The organism is Kitasatospora azatica KCTC 9699 (assembly GCF_000744785.1).
Lineage (GTDB): Bacteria > Actinomycetota > Actinomycetes > Streptomycetales > Streptomycetaceae > Kitasatospora > Kitasatospora azatica.
In genome coordinates this window covers 1,299,029-1,320,830 of the sequence record NZ_JQMO01000002.1, presented here as the reverse complement: position 1 = coordinate 1,320,830, position 21,802 = coordinate 1,299,029, and the positions used below count along the sequence as shown (strand labels likewise).

Annotated in this window: 15 protein-coding genes, 7 tRNA genes and 2 pseudogenes; 12 read left to right on the top strand and 12 right to left on the bottom strand. The window is 72.9% G+C overall.

What is annotated here, in order from left to right:
• Positions 1–349: 349 nt before the first annotated feature.
• The 3 genes and pseudogenes from cobT (at position 350) to BR98_RS06170 (ending at position 5,726) form a co-directional block, all read left to right on the top strand.
• A pseudogene (gene cobT / locus BR98_RS37510) lies at positions 350–3,558 on the top strand (nicotinate-nucleotide--dimethylbenzimidazole phosphoribosyltransferase).
• 98 nt (positions 3,559–3,656) lie between these two features.
• Positions 3,657–4,910: a uroporphyrinogen-III C-methyltransferase gene (gene cobA, locus BR98_RS06175; protein ID WP_051969358.1), complete on the top strand. Its 1,254-nt coding sequence runs from the start codon at positions 3,657–3,659 to the stop codon at positions 4,908–4,910.
• Between the two features lie 9 nt (positions 4,911–4,919).
• The gene (locus BR98_RS06170; RefSeq protein WP_035840933.1) at positions 4,920–5,726 is read left to right on the top strand and encodes a TrmH family RNA methyltransferase; all 807 of its coding nucleotides are present in this window, start codon (positions 4,920–4,922) and stop codon (positions 5,724–5,726) included.
• 6 nt (positions 5,727–5,732) lie between these two features.
• Here BR98_RS06170 and BR98_RS06165 read toward each other — a convergent pair whose 3' ends face one another.
• Together BR98_RS06165 and BR98_RS06160 are read right to left on the bottom strand one after the other, a co-directional pair.
• The gene (locus BR98_RS06165) at positions 5,733–6,695 is read right to left on the bottom strand and encodes a hypothetical protein (RefSeq protein ID WP_035840930.1); all 963 of its coding nucleotides are present in this window, start codon (positions 6,693–6,695) and stop codon (positions 5,733–5,735) included.
• A gap of 682 nt (positions 6,696–7,377) precedes the next feature.
• Positions 7,378–8,682: pseudogene (locus tag BR98_RS06160) on the bottom strand (serine/threonine-protein kinase); the annotation flags it as partial.
• Positions 8,683–9,122: 440 nt separating this feature from the next.
• Here BR98_RS06160 and BR98_RS06155 point away from each other — a divergent pair.
• On the top strand, positions 9,123–9,332 hold the full coding sequence (locus tag BR98_RS06155) for a hypothetical protein (RefSeq protein ID WP_035840928.1): 210 nt from the start codon (positions 9,123–9,125) through the stop codon (positions 9,330–9,332).
• A 173-nt stretch (positions 9,333–9,505) separates the two neighbouring features.
• Here BR98_RS06155 and BR98_RS06150 read toward each other — a convergent pair.
• The 5 genes from BR98_RS06150 to BR98_RS06130 all read right to left on the bottom strand — a co-directional run bounded on the left by BR98_RS06150 (position 9,506) and on the right by BR98_RS06130 (position 10,091).
• A tRNA-Val gene (locus BR98_RS06150) sits at positions 9,506–9,580 on the bottom strand.
• Positions 9,581–9,636: 56 nt separating this feature from the next.
• A tRNA-Val gene (locus BR98_RS06145) sits at positions 9,637–9,708 on the bottom strand.
• 81 nt (positions 9,709–9,789) lie between these two features.
• A tRNA-Val gene (locus BR98_RS06140) sits at positions 9,790–9,861 on the bottom strand.
• A gap of 34 nt (positions 9,862–9,895) precedes the next feature.
• A tRNA-Cys gene (locus tag BR98_RS06135) sits at positions 9,896–9,966 on the bottom strand.
• Between the two features lie 52 nt (positions 9,967–10,018).
• Positions 10,019–10,091: transfer RNA gene (locus BR98_RS06130), tRNA-Gly, on the bottom strand.
• Positions 10,092–10,322: 231 nt separating this feature from the next.
• Between BR98_RS06130 and BR98_RS06125 the strand changes: the two genes are divergently transcribed.
• The 3 genes from BR98_RS06125 (at position 10,323) to BR98_RS06115 (ending at position 13,127) form a co-directional block, all read left to right on the top strand.
• Complete coding sequence (locus BR98_RS06125) at positions 10,323–11,351, top strand: chorismate-binding protein (RefSeq protein WP_035843154.1); 1,029 nt, start codon at positions 10,323–10,325, stop codon at positions 11,349–11,351.
• 27 nt (positions 11,352–11,378) lie between these two features.
• Positions 11,379–12,197, top strand: coding sequence for an aminotransferase class IV (locus BR98_RS06120; protein ID WP_035840925.1), 819 nt, complete (start codon positions 11,379–11,381; stop codon positions 12,195–12,197).
• Positions 12,198–12,290: 93 nt separating this feature from the next.
• The gene (locus BR98_RS06115; protein WP_035840924.1) at positions 12,291–13,127 is read left to right on the top strand and encodes a GNAT family N-acetyltransferase; all 837 of its coding nucleotides are present in this window, start codon (positions 12,291–12,293) and stop codon (positions 13,125–13,127) included.
• A gap of 16 nt (positions 13,128–13,143) precedes the next feature.
• Here BR98_RS06115 and BR98_RS06110 read toward each other — a convergent pair whose 3' ends face one another.
• Complete coding sequence (locus BR98_RS06110; RefSeq protein ID WP_035840921.1) at positions 13,144–13,632, bottom strand: DsbA family protein; 489 nt, start codon at positions 13,630–13,632, stop codon at positions 13,144–13,146.
• Positions 13,633–13,734: 102 nt separating this feature from the next.
• Here BR98_RS06110 and BR98_RS06105 point away from each other — a divergent pair, with 102 nt between their 5' ends.
• A complete protein-coding gene (locus tag BR98_RS06105; RefSeq protein ID WP_035840919.1) occupies positions 13,735–14,193 on the top strand; it encodes a hypothetical protein in 459 nt (152 codons plus the stop codon).
• 80 nt (positions 14,194–14,273) lie between these two features.
• Here the strand turns inward: BR98_RS06105 and BR98_RS06100 are convergent, their stop codons facing one another.
• Together BR98_RS06100 and BR98_RS06095 are read right to left on the bottom strand one after the other, a co-directional pair.
• Complete coding sequence (locus BR98_RS06100; protein WP_035840915.1) at positions 14,274–14,846, bottom strand: CGNR zinc finger domain-containing protein; 573 nt, start codon at positions 14,844–14,846, stop codon at positions 14,274–14,276.
• A 346-nt stretch (positions 14,847–15,192) separates the two neighbouring features.
• Positions 15,193–15,606, bottom strand: a complete 414-nt coding sequence (locus tag BR98_RS06095; protein ID WP_030056266.1) for an SsgA family sporulation/cell division regulator — start codon at positions 15,604–15,606, stop codon at positions 15,193–15,195.
• Between the two features lie 311 nt (positions 15,607–15,917).
• Between BR98_RS06095 and BR98_RS06090 the strand changes: the two genes are divergently transcribed.
• Positions 15,918–15,989 (top strand) — tRNA-Val (locus BR98_RS06090).
• 202 nt (positions 15,990–16,191) lie between these two features.
• Positions 16,192–16,263, top strand: a tRNA-Val gene (locus BR98_RS06085).
• Positions 16,264–16,390: 127 nt separating this feature from the next.
• On the opposite strand, the gene BR98_RS06080 is transcribed toward BR98_RS06085, so the two are convergent.
• Entirely contained in the window at positions 16,391–17,113 is a 723-nt protein-coding gene (locus BR98_RS06080; protein WP_035843153.1) for a 3'-5' exonuclease, read from the bottom strand.
• A gap of 247 nt (positions 17,114–17,360) precedes the next feature.
• On the opposite strand from BR98_RS06080, the gene thrS reads away from it, so the two are divergent.
• Both thrS and BR98_RS06070 read left to right on the top strand, forming a co-directional pair.
• The gene (gene thrS / locus BR98_RS06075) at positions 17,361–19,340 is read left to right on the top strand and encodes a threonine--tRNA ligase (protein WP_035840912.1); all 1,980 of its coding nucleotides are present in this window, start codon (positions 17,361–17,363) and stop codon (positions 19,338–19,340) included.
• An 81-nt stretch (positions 19,341–19,421) separates the two neighbouring features.
• Entirely contained in the window at positions 19,422–19,982 is a 561-nt protein-coding gene (locus tag BR98_RS06070) for an HIT family protein (RefSeq protein ID WP_035840908.1), read from the top strand.
• 106 nt (positions 19,983–20,088) lie between these two features.
• Here BR98_RS06070 and BR98_RS06065 read toward each other — a convergent pair whose 3' ends face one another.
• Entirely contained in the window at positions 20,089–21,738 is a 1,650-nt protein-coding gene (locus BR98_RS06065; RefSeq protein WP_035840906.1) for a hypothetical protein, read from the bottom strand.
• Positions 21,739–21,802 lie beyond the last annotated feature (64 nt).

Below are 21,802 nucleotides of genomic sequence, written 5' to 3'. Positions count from 1 at the left end.
GCCAAGGGCGCGGAAGCGGCCTGGAAGGAGTGTTGAGATGACCGACGGCGGTCAGGTCCCCAGTGAGGGACTGCCGGAGCACCTGCTCCCCGAGACCGGAACCGATCCGGCGCAGGGAGGTGGCGGGTGGGGCACCGACCTCGTCGGCCAGGCCGTACCGGTGGGCGCCCCCCACCCGGCCTACACCTTCATCGACCAGCCGGACCGGCCGGACCAGCTCGACGACGAGGACGACGTACTGCTGATGCCCGGTCCGCAGGGCTCCTGGAGCGACGCCTCGGCGGCACCGGTGGTGCCGCTCGGCGAGGCGCTCACGCCGCCGGCCGGCTTCGCCGCGCCGGCGTACGCACTGCCCGAGGCCGCCGTACCCGTCGTTCCCGCGCCTGCCGTTCCGGCTCACGGCGTTCCGGCGTCCGGTGTTCCGGTCGCGGTACCGCCGGTCGCGGTCCCCGCGCCCGCTCTCGTCGCTCCGGTGATCCCGATCGCCGAGCCGGTCCAGTCCGTCCAGGCGGCTCAGCCGGTTCCGTCGGCGCAGCCCGTCGCCGTCGAGCCGGCCCAGCCGGTCGGGCTGATCGCGGAGCAGGACGGGCTGGGGACGCCGGTGGAGCCGTCCTGGCCGCCGGTGGACCCGCCGGGCCTGACGGCCGAGGCGCCGCCGGCTGCTGCCGCCCCGCTCGCGCCGGTCCCGGTGCCGGCGCCCGAGGCGCCCACCCCGGCGCCCGCCCGCCGTCCGCTGCACGCCGGGCCGCCGATCCCGGACCCCTCGCTGATGACCGGTCAGGTCCCGGTCCGCTCGCTGGCCGACCGTGGCCCCTCCGACCCGGGCAGCACGCCGCCGCACGGGGTGCCGATCCCGGCACCCGCCGCGGCCCCCGTCACGGTGGCCGCCCCGGCGGCGGTCGCGGTTCCGGTCGAGGCGCTCGCGCCCGAGCCGGTCGCGGTGGCCGTCGCGGCCCAGGCGAGTGCCCCGGAGGCAGTCGCCACCCCCGTCCAGGCCCCGGTCGCCGTCGCGCTGGTCGCGGAGCCGGTGGATGCCACCCTGGTGCTCCCGGCCCAGGCCGGCCCGGTCGAGCCGGTTACCGCGCCCGAGCCGGTCGCACCCGAGCCGCCGGCGGCCCCCGCGCCTTCGGCGGAGCAGCCGGCTGCCGCCCCCACCGAGCCGCAGCCCGTCGCCGAGACTCCGGTTGACGTGCCGTCGGCTCCCGCAGCCCCGGCCGAGCCGGTCGCGCAGGCCGTGGCGGCCACGCCCGCCGCAGCGCCTGCCGCTGAGCCGGTTGCGGAGGCCGCGCCCGCCGTGGCGCCCACCGCCCCCGTCGAGCCGGTGGCCGCCGAGCAGGCCCCGGCCGGGCCCGAGCAGCCCGCCGGCGAGGCCCAGCCGCAGCCCGTCATCCCCGCCCAGAGCGCGCCGGCCGCGCCCCAGGCCGGCCACCCCCGTCGGATCGCCGCCTTCCTGGCCGCGCCCGCCCCGCTCGGCCTGCCCGTCGTGGAGCCGGCCGTCGTCGAACCGGCCGCCACTGAGCAGGCCAGCAGGGAGCAGACCACTGTGGAGCAGGCAGCCCCCGCGATAGCGCCCAGCCCGGAGCCCACCGCTGACGCCCCGTCGGCCGAGCCCGCAACCGCCCAGCCTGCCGAAGCCCAGGTCGTCCAGGCCCAGCCCACCCAGGCCCAGCCCACCCAGGCTCCGGCCGCCGAGGCCCAGCCCATCGAGGCCGAGCCGCAGCCCACCCCCGAGCCCGCCGTCGCCGAGGCCCCGCGCCGGCCCCGCGCCCGTGGCCCGGCAGCCGCCGAGCCCGAAGCCCCCGCCGGCCGGCCGCCCCCGCCTACGACGACGCCATGCGCGAGGCCGTCCACCAGGTGATGCGCGAGCGCCGCGACATCCGCAACGGCTTCCGCCCGGACCCCGTCCCGCACGAGGTGCTGCTCCGGGTCCTGGAGGCGGCCCACACCGCCCCCAGCGTCGGCTACTCGCAGCCCTGGGACTTCGTGGTGATCCGCTCCACCGAGACCCGGCGCAAGATGCACGAGCTGGCGGCCCGTCAGCGCGAGGCCTTCGCCGACTCGCTGCCCAAGGGCCGGGCCAAGCAGTTCAAGGAAATCAAGATCGAGGCCATCCTCGACACCCCGGTGAACATCGTGGTCACCGCCGACCGCACCCGCGGCGGCCGGCACACCCTGGGCCGGCACACCCAGCCCCAGATGGCCCCGTACTCGGCCGCGCTCGCAGTCGAGAACCTCTGGCTGGCGGCCCGCGCCGAGGGCCTGGGCGTCGGCTGGGTCAGCTTCTTCGACGAGGAGGAGATGGTCCGCGAGCTCGGCCTGCCCGAGCACCTCGACGTGGTCGCCTACCTCTGCGTCGGCTACGTCGACTCCTTCCCCGAGGAGCCCGAGCTGCAGCAGCAGGGCTGGGCGAAGAAGCGCCCGCTCTCCTGGGTGGTGCACGAGGAGCAGTACGGCAACCGCGCGCTGCCCGGCGAGGAGCCGCACAGCGTGCTCTCCGAGACGCTGCGCACGATCCGCCCGCTGGACGCCAAGGCGCTCGGCGAGGCCTGGGACCGGCAGAAGCGGATGACCAAGCCGGCCGGCTCGCTCGGCATGCTGGAGATCATCTCGGCGCAGCTCAGCGGCCTGTCCCGGAAGTGCCCGCCGCCGATCCCCGAGCCCGCGTGTGTCGCGATCTTCGCGGGTGACCACGGCGTGCACGCCCAGGGCGTCACCCCCTGGCCGCAGGAGGTCACCGCGCAGATGGTGGCCAACTTCCTGGCCGGCGGCGCGGTGGTCAACTCCTTCGCCGCCCAGGTCGGCGCCGAGGTCTGCGTGGTCGACGTGGGCGTCAAGGCCGAGCTGCCGGAGGCGATCCAGCAGGGCCGCACCACCGGCCTGCTGCCGCGCAAGGTCAAGGCGGGCACCGACGACATGACCCAGGGCCCGGCGATGAGCCGGGAGGAGGCGCTCAAGGCGCTGGAGGTCGGCATCGAGACCGCCCGCGACCTGGTCGCGGCCGGCAACAAGATCCTGATCACCGGCGACATGGGCATCGCCAACACCACCGCCTCGGCCGCGCTGATCTCGGTCTTCACCGGCGCCGACCCGACCGAGGTGACCGGGCGCGGCACCGGCATCGACGACGCGACGCACGCCCGCAAGGTCGAGGTGATCCGCCGCGCGCTGGAACTGCACCAGCTGGACCCGGCTGACCCGATCGGCGTACTGGCCGCCGTCGGCGGCCTGGAGCACGCCGCGATCGCCGGATTCCTGCTCGGTGCGGCCTCGCTGCGCACGCCGGTGATCCTGGACGGCGTGATCGCCGGCTCCTCGGCCCTGGTCGCCAAGGCGATCGCGCCCGAGGTGCTCGCCGCCTGCATCGCCGGCCACCGGTCCGCCGAGCCCGGCCACCAGGCCGCGCTCGCCAAGATCGGCCTGCGTCCGCTGATCGACCTCGACCTGCGGCTCGGCGAGGGGACCGGCGCCCTGCTGGCGCTCCCGCTGGTGCAGAGTGCGGCCCGTGCGATGCACGATGTAGCCACCTTCGACTCCGCCGGAGTCACCGAGAAGGGCTGACCGACGTTCCACCCCTTGCACCGGCCCGAGGGCGCGCCGGTGCAAGGGCCTTGCCGTACCCGTAGAACCCTCCCGCCCAGCCCCAGGAGCTCACCCAGATGAACGCGCCGAACCCCCACCCGAGCACCGAGGGCCTGACCCCGTACCCCGTGGGCCTGCTGCTTGCCGGTCGCCGCGTGGTCGTGGTCGGCGGCGGCCAGGTGGCCCAGCGCCGACTGCCCGCGCTGATAGCCACGGGCGCCGAGATCCAGCTCATCTCCCCGGCCACCACGCCCGCCGTCCAGGCGATGGCCGACGCCGGCGAGATCAGCTGGCAGCAGCGCGGCTACGCCGACGGCGACCTCGCCGAGGCCTGGTACGCGCTGGTCACCACCGACGACCAGGCGGTCAACGAGGCGGTCAGCGCCGAGGCCGAGCACCGCCGGATCTTCTGCTCGCGCAGTGACGACGCGTCCGCCGCCACCGCCTGGACCCCCGCCAGCGGCCACGACGACGCCGGCACCACCGTCGCCGTGCTCACCGGCGACCCCCGCCATTCGGCCGCGCTGCGCAACACCATCGTCGAGGGCCTGCGGGACGGCAGCCTGAGCGCCCGGCAGTACCGTCACCGGGCGGCCGGCGTCGCGCTGGTCGGTGGTGGCCCCGGCGACCCCGACCTGATCACCGTGCGCGGCCGCCGGCTGCTCGCCGACGCGGACGTGGTGGTGGCCGACCGGCTGGCCCCGCGTGAGCTGCTCGCCGAGCTGGCGCCGCACGTCGAGGTGATCGACGCCTCCAAGATCCCCTACGGGCGGTTCATGGCCCAGGAGGCGATCAACAACGCACTGATCGAGCACGCCAAGGCCGGCAAGTTCGTGGTCCGGCTCAAGGGCGGCGACCCGTACGTCTACGGGCGCGGCGGCGAGGAGCTGCTGGCCTGCGCCGAGGCCGGCATCCCGGTCACCGTGGTGCCCGGCATCTCCAGCTCGATCAGCGTGCCGGCCGCCGTCGGGATCCCGGTCACCCACCGCGGGATGACCCACGAGTTCACCGTCATCTCCGGTCACGTCGGCCCGGACGACGAGCGTTCGCTGGTCAACTGGGCGGCCGTCGCGCAGATGACCGGCACCCTGGTGCTGCTGATGGCGGTCGACAAGATCGGCGCGATCGCCGCCAAGCTGATCGCCTGCGGTCGCTCGGCCGACACGCCCGTCGCCGTGGTCCAGGAGGGCACCACCGCCGGCCAGCGCCGGATCGACGCCACGCTCGGCACGGTGGCCGCCACCGTCGCCGCCGAGGGGGTGCGCCCGCCGGCCGTCATCGTGGTCGGCGAGGTCGTGCACGTCCTGGACCCCGCCACCCGCACCAGCTGAAAGCCCCCGATGTCCCAGCCCAGCACCGTCACCGATGCCACCGACCCCCGGCTCGCCGACTACACCGGCCTGACCGACGTCGAACTGCGCCGCCGCCGTGAACCCGCCGAGGGCCTCTTCATCGCCGAGGGCGAGAAGGTGATCCGGCGGGCCCTGGCGGCCGGCTACGGGATGCGGTCGATGCTGCTCACGCCCAAGTGGCTGGAGGCGATGGCGGACGTCATCGCCGAGGTGGACGCCCCGGTGCACGTGGTCGAGCCGGCCCTCGCCGAGCAGGTGACCGGCTACCACGTGCACCGCGGCGCGCTCGCCTCGATGGGCCGCAAGCCGCTGCCCGCGGCCGCCGAGGTGCTGGCCGGCGCCCGCCGGGTCGCGGTGCTCGAAGGCCTGGTCGACCACACCAACCTCGGCGCGATCTTCCGCAGCGCGGCCGCCCTCGGGATGGACGCCGTGCTGCTCTCCCCGGACTGCGCCGACCCGCTGTACCGGCGGGCCGTCAAGACCTCGATGGGCGCGGTCTTCTCCGTCCCGTACGCCCGGCTCGACCCGTGGCCCGGCTCGCTGTCGGTGCTGCGCGAGGCCGGTTTCGAGCTGCTCGCCCTCACCCCGGCGGAGGGCTCGGTGACCCTCACCGAGGCCGCCCCGCACCGCCTGCCGAAGGCCGCCCTGATGCTCGGCGCCGAGGGCGACGGCCTCACCGCCCGGGCGCTGGCCGCCGCCGACCGCCGGGTCCGGATCCCGATGGCCCACGGCATCGACTCGCTCAACGTCGGCGCGGCCGCGGCCGTCGCCTTCTACGCCGTCAACACTGGTTGACGGCGGCTACTGCCAGCTGTGGCCGCGCCCGCGCTCCCAGTCCTCCCAGGCCTGGACCCAGAGCTCGCGCAGGTCCTGCGACGGGGTGTCCGTCGGGTGCTGCTGGGCGGCCCAGTACCGCTCCCAGAGCTCCTGCGCCGCCTCGCTGTCCACCGGCTGGCCCAGGCCGACGTGCCGCAGCAGCTCCTCCACGGCGGCCGCCCGCGGCCCGTCCGGCTCGCTGAACCAGGGGACCTGGGCGCGCAGCTGGGTGATCTGGTTGACCATCGAGGAGACCAGGTACTCGGCCCGCTCCGGACCGCAGCCCAGCACCCGGTCCAGCTCCGCGACCGCCCGCCGGCCCAGCGCTCCGTACGCCGGACCGGCATCCGGCGCGTCCGGCAGGAAGGTCTCCACGAAGGCCCGCAGCGCCGCGATCCCGGAGGCCGGGGCCAGTACCGGCGCGGGCAGCGCACGCGGCTCGGCCGCCAGCCGCTGGACCAGGCGGCTGCGCTCGCCCACGTACGGCCGCAGGTCGAGCACCCGGCCCAGCTCCACGTCCTGCGGCTCCACCCCGCGCCCGATCACGGTGACCGTCTGCCCGTCCGCGACCATCCGCAGCGCCCAGCTCTCGCCCACCCGGCACAGCTCGCCCTGCGGCAGCGAGGCGCGGACCGGCTCGGCGAGCCGGGCGGCCTTCAGCCGGTGCTCGCGGCGCAGCTCGCCCAGCAGGTCGGCGGGCTCGACCTCGGCGCTTCCGGGCGGCCCGGTGGTGACGCCGAGGAACGGGGCCTGTTCGTCACTCCAGTCCCCGTAGGCCAGCTGGACCGAGGTGGTCTCGCCGTTCTCCGTCTCCCAGCGCGCCAGATAGGCCGGGACCACCACCGGTCTGCGCAGCCCGTGCACCGGATAGGGCGGACTGGCCGCGAACTCGCCCAGCTGGTGCTGGTGTTCGGAGAATCGATCGGGATCGGGCGGTATCCGCTTCATGCCGCAGAGTCTGCCATCCATCACGGACAGTCAGAAGGGTGCCTCGGAACCGCCGGGCGAACCGGCCGCCGGGGGCCGAGCTGACGGACCGTCAGCCCGTGCCGGTCCCGGTGCCGCCCGAGATGCCCGCACCCGGCCAGGACTCCTCGAAGGTCCCGTCCGCCCGGACGGCATACCGGGTGGTGCCGGTGGCGCCGGTCTGGGTGACCCGCTCCTCGCGGGTCAGCGCGCCCTCGTCCAGCCGCCAGGCGGCGGTGGACTGCGGGTCCGCGGCGGAGCTGCGCGCGGTGGCCAGGGTGGGGGAGTCGGGGGCGAAGGTGAACAGCTCGACCAGGTCCACCGGCACCGAGCCCTCGGTGCGGCGCAGCACCACCACGGCGGCGGGCGCGCCCCGGTAGCGGGCCGGCAGCACGGCGGTCAGCGCGACCTGCGGGGTGCCGGCGGACCGGCCGTCGTGCAACTGCACGTCCGGGCCGCCGGACGGGTCCGGGTAGCTGCGGTTGGGCCAGTCCACCGCCGGGACCGGGCCGGTGGCCGGGCCGAAACCGAGGTTGCCGGCGGGCGAGGCGGCGCTGCCGGTGCCGCCGCCGGTCCGCGCGGCCGGCGCCTGCGGGGCCGACGGCTGCGCCCCGTCCGCCGAGAGCCCGATCGCGGGGCCGCCGTTGACCGCGTCCACCCCGGCCGAGGCGGACGGTCCGGCCGCCGGCACCACCGGCCTGGGCAGGCCCTGCGCATGCCGGTCCTCGCAGCCCTGAGCGGCCGCGATGGCCAGCGCCACCCCGATGGTGACGGTGATGAAGACCACCAGCCGCTGGCGCAGCAACCGGCGCCGGGCGTCGATCGCGCGCCCGGGCGGCCGTCCGGGCGGCGGGGTGTGCTGACGCTCGCGGGTGGCGGGCCGCGCGGTGGGCACGGTCGCGTTGGAGTCGGCCTGGACGGCCGGGCGCACCGGCGCCGCCGACCGGGCCGGCGCTGCCGGGTGCGGCTGCGAGCGGGCGAACCGCGGCTGGCCCAGGGCCCGCGCCGCATCCGACTCGCGCGCCACCCGCTCGGCCCGCGCCGCCTCCCGGGCCGCCGCCTCCCGCGGGCTCAGCGGCTGCTCGCGCGGCCGCGGCGGTGGTGGCGTCGGCGCCGCGGCCGCACCCCGCAGCCGCCCGGCCGCGCCCGCCGCCCTGGCCGCCAGCTCGCTCAGCCGCTCGTGCAGGTGCGAGGCGCCCGGCCGGTCCAGCGGCTCCTTCGCCAGGCAGGCACCGATCAGCGGGGCCAGCGGCGCCGGCACCTCGGACAGGTCCGGCTCCTCGTGCACCACCCGGTAGAGCATCACCTCGGAGGAGGCGCCGGAGCCGAACGGGGTGTCACCGGTCAGCGCGTAGGCCAGCGTGGCCCCGAACGCGAAGACGTCGGTGGCCGGGGTCACCGCCACGCCGCGCACCTGCTCCGGAGCCAGGAAGCCGGGGGAGCCGACCGCCGTCCCGACATGGGTCAGCGTGCTCGCCCCGCGCGACCAGGCGATGCCGAAGTCGATGATCCGCGGGCCCTTGGGGGAGAGCAGGATGTTGGAGGGCTTCAGGTCGCGGTGCACCACGCCGGCCTCGTGGACCTTCACCAGCCCGTCCGCCAGCGCCGCCCCGATCAGGGCCACCTCCGGCCAGGCCAGCGGGCCCTCGTCGCCGACCCGCTTGTACAGCGAGGGCCCGGGGACGTAGGCGGTGGCCAGCCAGGGGCGGTCGGCCTCGATGTCCGAGCCGACCACCCGGGCGGTGGCGCCGGCCCGGATCCTCGAGGCGGCGGCGACCTCCCGGGCGAAGCGGGTGCGGAACTCGGCGTCCTCGGCCAGCTCGGCGCGGATCAGCTTGAGCGCGACCCGCTGGCCCTTGCGGTCCGAGCCCAGGTAGACCACGCCCATACCGCCGGCACCGAGTCGCCGGTGCAACCGGTACGGTCCGACGATGCGGGGGTCCTCACGCCTCAGCCGCATCATCGCCATGTCTGTCCCGTCGGCCCGTGAGGTGGGCAAACCATGAGGTGGGCCCCGGTGGCTGGGGCATCGTCAGTTCCTGTGGGGCACAGCTTACGGAACGTCGGCTGCGGTGTGCTGATACGCAACACGCGAACCGCCGGTGGGATTGTCCGATCTGAGCGGGACCCCGAGGTCACAGCCCTCTCGGGGTCCGTCTCAGGGTTCTCTCGGGGGTCGTTCCCCCGCGCCATCCCCCTTCGGTAGTACGCCCCCGGGCGCGGCCTCATCCTCCCGGACACCCGCAGAACGAGACCCGGGCATGACGTCACCGGCCTTGCCGCCGCCTAACGTTGAGATCAGCGGTGGACGGCGCACTCGTCCCCCGAGGTCAACCGTCCACCGCTCCCAGACCTTCCCCCGGCACCTCCCACAGCCCTTCCCGCCACGAGCCAGCAGGAGACAGGACCATGGCCACCCAGCTCCCCCGAGCCGAGCAGCGCCGAAACCCCGTTCTCGCCCGGCTTCAGCGCACCGGGCGGCCGGCCAGTGAGGAGCGTCACCCGGCCGTCGCCCTGGCCATCGCGCTGCCCTGCGCGGTCGCGCTGCTCCTGCTCTTCGGCGGCTGGGAGCAGATGGTCACCCAGACCAAGGCGGTGGCCGACCTGATCGGGCGCTGATCCCAGGGGACAGGGATCGGACGCCGGGCCGGTGGCAGGCGCGTCTCGCGGGGACACGCGGACGGGCGACAAGCGGGACCGCCCGCCACCGGCCACACCTCCACCTGCACGGGCCGTACCCGTGCGTGGCAACGCCGAAGGGCCGGACCCTCACTGAGGATCCGGCCCTTCTCTGGTGCGCGATACTGGGATTGAACCAGTGACCCCTACCGTGTCAAGGTAGTGCTCTCCCGCTGAGCTAATCGCGCCCGTCGAGCCGCGCCCGCCAAGTCCCGCAATCCGGAACCCTGCTGGCTGATGGCCGTGCGCGATACTGGGATTGAACCAGTGACCCCTACCGTGTCAAGGTAGTGCTCTCCCGCTGAGCTAATCGCGCCTGTCGAGCGTCACCGAGTGACGTTCAGGCTGGTGACCGCGCCGCCGAGCAGCGCCGTCCAAGATCCCCGAAGGGACCGAGTGCGCGATACTGGGATTGAACCAGTGACCCCTACCGTGTCAAGGTAGTGCTCTCCCGCTGAGCTAATCGCGCGGGGAGGCCCCGGACGGAACCGGGGACCTCGTCGAGGTGGAGACGGGATTTGAACCCGTGTACACGGCTTTGCAGGCCGTTGCCTCGCCTCTCGGCCACTCCACCAGGCAACTTCATTGAACTCTATCAGTAAGAACGATCTTGCTGTTCTCCACCGAGCGGACGACGAGATTCGAACTCGCGACCCTCACCTTGGCAAGGTGATGCTCTACCAACTGAGCCACGTCCGCCTGTCTTCCGGTCCCGTCCCCGCCTCTTGGCGGCTCCGTTTCCCGGCGACGTGTTGAACTTTAGCGGAAACCCGGGCCAGCTCAAATTCCGTTCCCGCAGCGTGCCGCCCGCACGACCGGCCCGCGAGCCGGCAGCGTCCTAAACTTCGAGACACCCCACCCTGTTTCCCCACCCCCGCAAGCAGGAGCACCGTGCCCCCCGCCAGCCGCCACCTCCGCCCCGACCAGCCGATGGCCCGCTTCGGCGGTCGGCTCGCCACCGGACTGTGCGAGGTCACCGACGACCCGGCCGCCCTGGAGACCGACGGCTGGTGGGCCGTCGCCTACGACTTCGAGGGCCGGCTCAGCTGCGCCCGCTTCGCCGAGGTCCACCCCGATCCCGCGCCCACCCCGGTCCACCAGCTCTGGCGCGGACCGCGCCCCGACAGCTGGCACAGCTCACTGGACCGGGCCGGCTACCTCGCGGGCGTGCGGCGGATCCGCGAACACATCGCGGCCGGCGAGGTCTACCAGGCCAACCTCTGCCGGGTGCTCACCGCGCCGCTGCCCGACCCCGACCCCGCACACAGCGACATCGAGGCCCTCGCCGGCCTGCTCGCCCTCGGCAACCCGGCCCCCTTCGCCGGCACCATCCGGCTGCCCGAGCACGGCGTGGAGATCGCCACCGCCTCACCCGAGCTCTACCTGCGCCGCGACGGCCGCACCGTCGCCTCCGGGCCGATCAAGGGCACCGGCCGCACCGAACACGACCTGCTGGAGAAGGACCACGCCGAGAACGTGATGATCGTCGACCTGGTCCGCAACGACCTGGGCCGCGCCTGCGCCACCGGCAGCATCACCGTTCCCGACCTGTGCGTGGTCGAGAAGCACCCCGGCCTGGTCCACCTGGTCTCCACCGTCGAGGGCACTCTGCGCGAGGGCGCCGGCTGGCCGGAACTGCTCAGCGCCACCTTCCCACCCGGTTCGGTCACCGGCGCACCCAAATCCAGCGCCCTGCGGATCATCGACGCCCTGGAGACCGCCCCCCGCGGCCCCTACTGCGGGGCCGTCGGCTGGGTCGACGCCGACCGCCGCCGCGCCGAACTCGCCGTCGGCATCCGCACCTTCTGGATCGACCGGAGCAACCCCGAGACCCCCCGGCTGCACTTCGGCACCGGCGCCGGCATCACCTGGGGCTCCGAGCCCGAACGCGAATGGGACGAGACCGAACTGAAGGCCGCCCGGCTGGTCGCGATAGCGTCGGGCGAGCACGTGCACTAGCCCTCACCGCCACCAGGAGCGACCACGATGATCTGGCTCAACGGAGCACTCGTCGACGAGGCCCGCGCCGAGGTCTCCGTCCTCGACCACGGACTCACCGTCGGCGACGGCGTCTTCGAGACCGTCAAGACCATCGACGGCCAGACCTTCGCCCTCACCCGCCACCTCGACCGACTGGCCCGCTCCGCCGCCGGCCTCGGCCTGCCCGAGCCCGATCTCGAAGCCGTCCGCAAGGGCTGCCAGGCCGTGATCGCCGCCAACCCGATGCCGCTCGGCCGACTGCGGATCACCTACACCGGTGGTCTGGCCCCGCTCGGCTCCGAGCGCGGCAACACCCCGCCCACCCTGGCGATCGCGCTCGGCACCGCCAACCCGCGCCCCGACACCACCGCCGTCGCCACCGTCCCGTGGACCCGCAACGAGCACAGCGCCGTGGCCGGCCTCAAGACCACCTCCTACGCCGAGAACGTGGTCGCCCTCGCCCACGCCCACCGCCAGGGCGCCTCCGAGTCGCTCTTCGCCAACACCGCCGGACAGCTCTGCGAGGGCACCGGCTCCAACGTCTTCGTGGTCCTCGGCGGCAAGCTGCTCACCCCGCCGCTCAGCTCCGGCTGCCTGGCCGGCGTCACCCGCGCCCTGGTCGCCGACTGGTGCGGCGCCGAGGAGGCCGAGCTGCCCTACCAGGTGCTGCACGAGGCCGAGGAGGTCTTCCTCACCTCCACCCTGCGCGACGTGCAGGCCGTCGCCCGGATCGACGACCGCGAACTGCCGGCCCCCGGCCCGGTCACCGCCCGCGCCATGGCCCTGTTCGCCGAACGCGCCGCCGACGACACCGACCCTCGCTAAGACGACACCGACCCTCGCCAAGACGACACTGAGCCTCGCGACGACGACACCGAGCCTCGTTAAGCCGCGTCCCGATCGGGGAAGAGGGCACTCATGACCACCACGCTGCGCCCCGCCGGCCCAGAGGAAGCGCTCCCGGGCGGCGGTCGCAGCCGCCGCTGGCTGGTCTGCGCCAACGGCCGCCCGGTGGGCACCGTGCAGACCAGCAGCACGCGCTTCGGCAGCCACCAGGTCGGCCGGATCGACGCGCTGGAGATCACCGACGGGCGGCGCCGAGGCCGGGGCACCGTCGCCGCCCTCGCCGCCGAGGAGGTGCTGCGCGGCTGGGACTGCGCGCGGGCCGAGGTCACGGTGCCCGTCGAGGCCACCGCCGCACACGCCCTCGCGCTGGCCCTCGGCTACACCGAGACCAGCCGCAAACTCGCCAAACCGCTCGGCCAACCGCCCATCACCGCAGCAGGACTGACGACTCGTCCGATCGACGCGGCGGAGTTCCCGGACTGGCTGGCCGCGATCGGAGTCGAGTACCGGTCCCAGCTGGTCCGAACCGGACTGACGGAGCATCAGGCCGCCGAGCGCTCCGCGGTGGATGACGCCCGGCTGCTGCCCCAACAGCACGCCACCGCCCGGGTCGCGCTGCGCCGGCTGCTCGCCCACGGCGAACCCGTCGGCAGCGTCTGGGTGGCCTTCGACGGTGGCCGGCTGCCCGACGGCAGCCCGCTCGGCTGGGTGATGAACGTCGAGGTGGCGGAGCACCGGCGCGGACACGGCTTCGGCCGCGAGCTGATGCTCACGGCCGAACGCGAATGCCTCGCCGCCGGGGTCCACCACCTCGGCCTCAACGTCTACACGGACAACACCGTCGCCATCCGCCTCTACGAGTCCCTCGGCTACCGAACCACCCGCCGGGTCCTCAGCAAGAGCCTCTAGCCCTCCGGCAGGACCTCTAGCCCTCGAGCAGCGCGGTGATCTTCTCCAGCAGGCCCGCCTGGCTCTTGCCGCCGTCCAGTCGCTGCCCGGCCACCACGTAGGTCGGCGTCCCGGTCACCCCGATCGCGTTGCCCTCGGCCTGGTCCGCGTCCACCGCGAGCATGTGCCGGCCGTCGATCAGCGCCAGCTCCACCTCGTCGGTGTCCATGCCGAGCTCGGCCGCCACCTCGATCAGCAGCTCCGGACCGCGCCGCTCCAGCTCCGCGACCCGGCCCAGCACCGCCTCCACGAACGGCCAGCCCTGCCCCTGGGCGAACGCCTCCTCGGCGGCCTCCGCGGCCGCGTAGGCATGCTTGTGCTTCTCCAGGGGAAAGTGCCGCAGCGAGACGGACAGGGCGTCGCCGTAGCGCTCACGCAGGGCACGGACGTCGTCGAGCGCGGTGCCGCAGTCCGGGCACTGCAACTCGCACCAGAACTCCAGGTGGGGGAGGGAACCTTCGATCATGCGCCCAGTGTTCCACCACCAGGGACCACCGACCGACCCAGGACGAACCAGGACCGGAGGCGTCATGCCCAGCACCGACCGCAGCACCCACCGGAGGCGGGCATGCTGACCGGCGCGCTCTGCTACGCCCTGAGCGCCGCCGGACTGGCCGTCGCGGGCCTCACCGGCTGGCGCCGCCGCTGGCGCAGCGCAACCCGCTGGGCCGGCTTCGCGCTGCTGCCGGCCGGCGTCTACCTCACCGGCCTGGTCCCGGTCGGCCGCACCATCGGCCGTGCGATCGCCGACTGGGCCGGCAAACTGATCTTCGACCCGCGAGTCTGGACCGGCATCGGCCTGCTCGGTCTCGGCCTGCTGCTGGTGTTCGCCGCCGGCCTCGGCCGCGGTCGCTCGAAGGACTCGGGCGAACGCCGTCAGGCCGCCCTCGCCACGCAGCCCCAGTCCGCCGCACCCGCGGCTGCCGCCCCGCCCGCCGTCGGACCGTCCCGCCACCCCAAGAGCGCCGCCGAGGAGCTCGGCGAGTTCTCCGACGTCGAGGAGATCCTGCGCAAGCGCGGTATCTGAGCGCTGCTGCCCGGACCTCGGACGCGGCGCAGCCCTGAACGCCGCAGCCCTGAACGCCGCAGATCCGAGAGCCGCAGCCCTCAGACCACGACGGCCTCGTCCGCCGCCGAGCGCTGCCGCGCCCGGTAGGCGGCGACGTGCATCCGGTTCCCGCAGGTCCGGCTGTCGCAGTAGCGGCGCGAGCGGTTCCGCGACAGGTCGACGAAGAGCCGTGCGCAGTCCGGTGCCTCGCAGCGCCGCAGCCGCTCCCGCTCGCCGGCCATCAGGATCAGCCCGAGCGCCATCCCCAGCTCGGCCGCCAGGTGGTCGGCGAGCGCGGCGTGCGGGGCGAAGTAGTGCATGTGCCAGCCGTGGTCGTCGTGGTCGGTCAGCCGCGGCGTCGCGTTCACGGCCGCCACCAGCGTGTTCACCAGACCCGCCGCCACCTCGGTGGACGGCGCGGTGAAGATCCCCCGCAGCTGCCCGCGCAGTCCGTGCACCGCCGCGAGGTCGGCCGGACCGACCGAGTCCACCTCGCTGATGTCGTTGCGGGTGACAAAGGCGCTGAGCGCCGCCGTATCGGGCAGCTGCTCGAAGCCGTTGATCTCCGGTGCGGTGTTGAGCAGCTCGACCAGGATGCCCAGGGCGCACTCGGTGTCATGGGTGATCAGCACGTGGGAGCTCCTCGCGTGCGCGGGACGGTCGGACCCGTCCGCTGGGGGTACCTCCCGGCCGAAGGCTGGGGGCCGGTCATCACCGCCGAACTCTACCGGTCCGGCCCGATACGACGCAGGAGGCGCCCGGCACCGGTGCTGCGCCCACCCGCTGGGACGGGTGGGGACAGCACCGGTGCCGGGCGCCTGCCGACCGCACCTCTTCGGGTGCGGCGCCGCAAAGCACGGTCCGTCGGTGTGCGCGGCTCAGACGCGAGGTTCGCGCCGGAGCCTGTGGCCGTGCCCCCGAGTAGGACAGCCACCAGCGGAGTCGATCGGCCGGCGAGGGGAGCTCCCCCCGCCGGCTTCAGCTCTCGGCGAGGATGTGCGACAGCTCCCGATCCAGATCGAAGTGACGATGTTCGGTGCCGGGTGGCACCGCGGCGTCGGTTCGCTTGAGAAAAGACTCAAGCGCCCGGGCCGGGGCCTCCAGCAGGGCTTCTCCCTCAGGAGAGCTCAGCGCGATGCAGACGACCCCCTGTCCGTGGCTGCGTGACGGCCACACCCGGACATCGCCGGTTCCGGTGGGTCGGTGCAGCCCCTCCGCGAGGAGGTCGCGGGCGAACACCCACTCCACGGTCTCGTCGGCACCGGTGTGGAAGGTGGCGTGCACGGCATAGGGGTCGGCAGTGTCGTAGCGCAGGCCCGCGGGGACGGGCAGTGACGACTCGCTGGACACGATGAGGCGCAGGTGCAGCTCGCAGCTGACCGTGGTGTTCATAAGCGCCAGGGCCTTTCGCTCAGTGTGCGCTCGGGGAATCGCACGTCGGCGAACGGACCATCCCACCCCTGGCGGCGATGTAAACCCCTCTGTCCCGATTCGGGCCCCGGCGGTAACCCTTCCGGCGCATTGCGCAATGCGCCGGAACCACTGCGGATGCGGATATCGGGACGCGCTGGTAGTGGTTGCGCGGCACCCCCGAGACTGGTTACGAATGGCGGCGGACGGCCTGGTGGGGCCCGGTGCCCACGGGGACTGACACGGATGGCGCAGAGCACCCCTCGGGATGCGGTAATGTTTTCCCTGCAGCCGGGCGATTAGCTCAGCGGGAGAGCACTTCGTTCACACCGAAGGGGTCACTGGTTCGATCCCAGTATCGCCCACCGGATTGCGTTGTAAGGCGTAGGACCCTGGTTATTTTTAGACCGGGGTCCTACGCCTTTTCGGTGTTCCGGGAAGTCGGTCGGAACTGAGGCTTCGTCACCGTGCCTTTTGACGGCGGCTGCTGTCGGGGCGTCGGGCGGGCGCTGATCAACCACGTTGCGGGGCACCCCGGGGAGGGTGCTATTGTTCTTCTCGTTGCCCGGGCGATTAGCTCAGCGGGAGAGCACTTCGTTCACACCGAAGGGGTCACTGGTTCGATCCCAGTATCGCCCACCCAGCAACATCGGGCTCGGACTCCGACTGGAGTCCGAGCCCGATGCGTGTTGATCGAGAAGCGCGAGCCCCAACTGACACGGCAGTTGGGGCTCGATGCATCTCTGAGAGGGCGTCAGGCGAACCGTCAGGCCGCCGGCCGCAGCGGCCAGGAGCGGTCCACCCGCTCGGTGGCGCCGGACCGGTCGAACCAGTCCTGCAGCCCACGGGCCTGCGCCGCGTGCCAGGTCCGCTGCCGCAGGTGCAGCTCGGCGGGGGAGAAGGTGCCCAGCGCCTTGTGGTGGCGCTCGCCCAGCACCCGCACCAACTGCAGTGCGGCCCAGGCGTCCGCGCCGGCGTCGTGCGCCCCCGCGAGCTCGACGCCGTAGTGCGCGCACAGGTCGGTGAGCGTGCGTCGGCCCTTGCGGTAGCGGTCGGCGTACTTGTCCAGCACCCGCGGATCGACCACCAGCAGCTCGGCGCCACCGAGGAAGGCGTCCAGCGAGCTCTGCCGGTGCCGGCGCAACTCCCGGTCGAGCAGCGTCAGATCGTAGGGCGCGTTCATCACCACCAGCGGCACCCCGGCTCGGGCCTGCCCGGCCAGTGCGCGCGCTATCTCGGCGGTCACCGCGGCCGGCGGGCGGCCGTGCGCGCGCACCTGCTCGTCGGTGATGCCGTGCACCGCGCGGGCGCCGTCGGGGATCGGAACGCCCGGATCGGCCAGCCAGGTCAGCCGCTCGGGCGGGGCGTCGGGGCCGGACTGCAGGACCAGGGCGGCCGAGACGATCCGGTCCTGTTCCACGTCCACGCCGGTGGTCTCGGTGTCGAAAGAGGCGAACGGGCCTTCGTACCAGTGGGAGCTTCTCACCATGACCACCCCTCAAATCCCCTGGACGGACCCCGGACCCGCCAGGTGCACCGCCGAGGACTGACGGTGCACCGGCTCGTGGTGCGGTTCCGAGCAGGTGATACCCCGGGGCCGTACCCCTTCAACCCATCCGGGAGCGCGTGACGCCAAGGTGGAGATGGGTGCACGGTCGACGCGGCGGGCTCGGTACCATCGGGGCAGCGCAGCAGGAAGCTGCGGCCATCAGATCCAGCACGTCAGGAGAACACCGGTGACGGACGTCCGGGTAACCATCAACCGCGAACCCGATCGGGAAGAGCGCGTGGTGACCACGGGCACTACGGCCGCCGATCTCTTCGTCGACGACCGCAGCGTGATCGCCGCCCGGGTGGCCGGCGCCCTCAAGGACCTCGCCTACCAGCTGCAGGACGGCGACGAGGTCGAGCCCGTCGAGCTCTCCAGCCCCGACGGCCTCAACATCCTGCGCCACTCCACCGCGCACGTGATGGCCCAGGCCGTGCAGGAGATCTTCCCCGAGGCCAAGCTCGGCATCGGCCCGCCGATCAAGGACGGCTTCTACTACGACTTCGACGTCGAGAAGCCGTTCCACCCCGATGACCTCAAGGCCATCGAGAAGAAGATGCAGGAGATCATCAAGAAGGGCCAGAAGTTCGCCCGCCGGGTGGTCACCGACGAGGCCGCCCGCGAGGAGCTGGCCGGCGAGCCCTACAAGCTGGAGCTGATCGGCCTCAAGGGCTCGGCGGCGACGGCCGGCGAGGGCGCGGACGTCGAGGTGGGCAGCGGCGAGCTGACCATCTACGACAACCTGGACCCGAAGAGCGGCGAGCTGTGCTGGGGCGACCTGTGCCGTGGGCCGCACCTGCCGAGCACCCGGATGATCCCGGCGTTCAAGATCATGCGGTCGGCGGCGGCCTACTGGCGCGGGAGCGAGAAGAACAAGCAGCTCCAACGCCTCTACGGCACCGCCTGGCCGACCAAGGACGAGCTGAAGGCGCACCTGGACTTCCTGGCCGAGGCGGCCAAGCGCGACCACCGCAAGCTCGGCAGCGAGCTGGACCTCTTCTCCGTCCCCGAGGAGATCGGCTCCGGCCTGGCGGTCTTCCACCCCAAGGGCGGCATCATGCGCCGGGTGATGGAGGACTACTCGCGCAAGCGGCACGAGGAGTCGGGCTACGAGTTCGTCTACACCCCGCACGCGACCAAGGGCACGCTCTTCGAGCTCTCCGGTCACCTGGACTGGTACGCCGACGGCATGTACCCGCCCATGCAGCTCGACGGCGAGAACGACTACTACCTCAAGCCGATGAACTGCCCGATGCACAACCTGATCTACCGCTCGCGCGGTCGGTCCTACCGCGAACTTCCGCTGCGGCTCTTCGAGTTCGGCACGGTCTACCGGTACGAGAAGTCCGGCGTGGTGCACGGCCTGACCCGCGCCCGCGGCTTCACCCAGGACGACGCGCACATCTACTGCACCAAGGAGCAGATGGCCGGCGAGCTGGACTCGCTGCTCACCTTCGTCCTGGACCTGCTGCGCGACTACGGGCTGAACGACTTCTACCTGGAGCTGTCCACCAAGGACCCGGAGAAGTTCATCGGCTCGGACGAGGACTGGGAGGAGGCCACCGAGACCCTGCGGGCGGCCGCCGAGAAGCAGAACCTCGAGCTGGTGCTGGACCCGGCGGGCGCGGCCTTCTACGGTCCGAAGATCTCGGTGCAGGCCAAGGACGCGATCGGGCGCACCTGGCAGATGTCGACGATCCAGGTGGACTTCCAGCTGCCGCAGCGCTTCGAGCTGGAGTTCCAGGGCGCGGACGGCAACCGGCAGCGGCCGGTGATGATCCACCGCGCGCTGTTCGGCTCGATCGAGCGGTTCTTCGCGGTGCTGCTGGAGCACTACGCGGGCGCGATGCCGCCGTGGCTGGCGCCGGTGACCGTGGTCGGCATCCCGATCACCGACGAGCACGTGCCGTACCTGCAGGAGGTCGCGGCCGAGCTGAAGAAGCACGGGATCCGGGTCGAGGTGGACGCCTCGGACGACCGGATGCAGAAGAAGATCAGGAACGCCCAGAAGCACAAGATTCCGTTCATGCTGCTGGCCGGCAACGACGACGTCGAGGCCGGCGCGGTGAGCTTCCGCTACCGCAGCGGTGAGCAGAAGAACGGTGTCCCGGTGGCCGAGGCCGTCGCGGAGATCGTGGACGCGGTGGCGCGCCGGATCCAGGTCTGAGCGAACTGAAGCAAGCGTGCTGCGGGGCAGTCTCCGAGAGGAGACTGCCCCGCACCGGTTTGTCCGGCAGGTCGGGCGAATATGCTGATCAGCATGACGAGTGAGCCGGTACTGCAGCAGGGCGTCGGGGAGCCGGACGGCTTCCGGCGCTTGTGGACCCCCCATCGGATGGCGTACATCCAGGGCGAGAACAAGCCCACCGGGCCCGCCCCCGACGACGGCTGTCCGTTCTGCACGATTCCGTCGCTGAGCGACGAGGACGGGCTGATCGTCACCCGTGGCGCGCACGTCTTCGCGGTGCTCAACCTGTACCCGTACAACGGCGGGCACCTGATGGTCGTCCCGTACCGGCACGTGGCCGACTACACCGAGCTGACCGACGAGGAGACCGTCGAGCTCGCCGCGCTCACCAAGAACGCGATGACGGCGCTGCGGGCGGCCTCCGGGGCGCACGGCTTCAACATCGGGATGAACCAGGGTGCGGCGGCCGGCGCCGGGATCGCGGCGCACCTGCACCAGCACGTGGTGCCGCGCTGGGGCGGGGACACCAACTTCATGCCGGTGGTGAGCCACACCAAGGTGCTGCCGCAGCTGCTGGCGGACACCCGCAAGATGCTGGCCGAGGCCTGGCCGCAGAGCTGACGAAGCACTGGCGCTGATGAAGCACCGGCGTTGACGGAACACCGGCGCTGACGCGAAAAACCGGAGGGGGCCCGCAAGGGCCCCCTCCGGCAGGTCCGAGGCCTCGTCACCAGGCGTCGTACTGGTCCGACTTGAACGGCCGCACGCCCTGCATCTCGGACTTGAGGATCAGCCCGCGGTTGCTGAAGCGGTCGGTGTTGATGTCGTGGTCGGTCAGGAACTCGATGGTGGCCGCGAGGACCGCGCTGACCACGGGGGTGGCGATCCGCATCGAGTCGTCGGCCATGAAGCGGCTGTTCCAGGGGTGGTCGGCCCAGGCGGTGCGCAGGCCGAAGGGCTCGGGGAGCTTCATCGTGCCGCCGAGCCAGGCCAGCAGCCCGGGGGCCTTGAGGAAGGGCGCGCGCAGGGCCTGGCGGAGGACCTCCATGTTGTCGACCAGCGGCAGCTGGATGGTCTCCTCCTCCCAGAACTTGCCGGTCTTGGCGCGGGTCACCTCCTTGGGCTTGGGCTTGTCGTGGAAGACGCCCTTGACCGGCCCGAGGGTGTGGCCGTTGACCGAGACCCGCAGGGTGTTGCTGAGCACGGTGACGGTGACCAGCACGCTGACGATCAACCGGCCCTTGTTGAGGACGAACTGGGTGCCGAGGTAGTGGCGCGGCCCGTCGAGGCCGAAGCCCTGCCGGTTGGCGATGTTGATCACGGCGTGGTCGCGCATCCGGTGCCCGTCCATGTCCGGCCCCTCGGGCCGGCCGATCTCGTCGGCGCCGGCGCCGACCTCCATGATCACCCACTGCTCGACCGAGGAGTTGGGGACGGCGCCGTTGCCGACCTCGCTGCGGCCCAGGCTGTTCAACCGGTCGGTGATCTTCTTGACCAGGTCCCAGGTGTGGAAGGTGCGGAAGTCCTCGTGGCCCTCGGCGGGCCTGAGGTCCTCGACCAGTTCCCAGGAGCCCCAGCGTCGGCCGAGGCCGAGTATCCCCTTGACGCCCGCGTAGTGCAGGACGTTGGTGTCCTGCTCCAGGGCGAGCTGGGTGAGGCCCTGCTTGAGTGTCGCGGCGCGCTCGTCCTGGTCGTTGCGCGGCACCGCCTGCGGGACGACGGCGGCTGTCACGTTGCCGTCGATCAGGTCGGACCAGCGGGCCCGCAGGTCCTTGACCGAGGCGACCACGATCCGCTTGGCCAGCAGCCAGCCGACCAGCGGCACGATCAGCACGATCCGGGTGTAGATGCCGCCGAGGCCGGCGAACGGCGGCTTGAGCGCGAGCACCACGGCCAGGCCGAGCGGCAGCAGCATCAGCAGCGGACCGTAGAGGGCGTCGCGGTTGGTCTTGCCGGTCCGCAGCCAGATCCGGACCCGGATCGCGGCCAGCCAGAGCAGCGTGCCGGGCAGGAAGAGCACGCCGGTCAGCAGGGTGACCAGCATCAGCCGCTTGTCCCGGGAGTCGCGCAGCGCCTCGGCGGCGAGGCAGTGCTCGACCACCATGCGGGGTTCGGTGCCGTAGGAGGGCACGATCGGTTTGCGGCCCTTGTTGAGGGTGCGGGCGATCACGGCCTTGCTGAAGGCTTCGCCGACGTTGGGCCGGAAGAACTCGTGCCAGCCCGCCTTGCCGACCACGCCGTCCTGGACGGCGGCGACGAAAGCGTCCAGATCGCTGTCGCGGTAGGCGGCAGACGAGAGTGCCTGGGTGACTGCGGTCTGCGGTCCGGCGTCCGTGCGGGGTATCTGCGCACCAGGGGTCATGTCCAGCTTGGTCATGGCGGCGGCCTCCCCTCCCTCCCTGTCAGCGGCAGGTTACCGTGCCGCTGCACCCTTGCGGCGG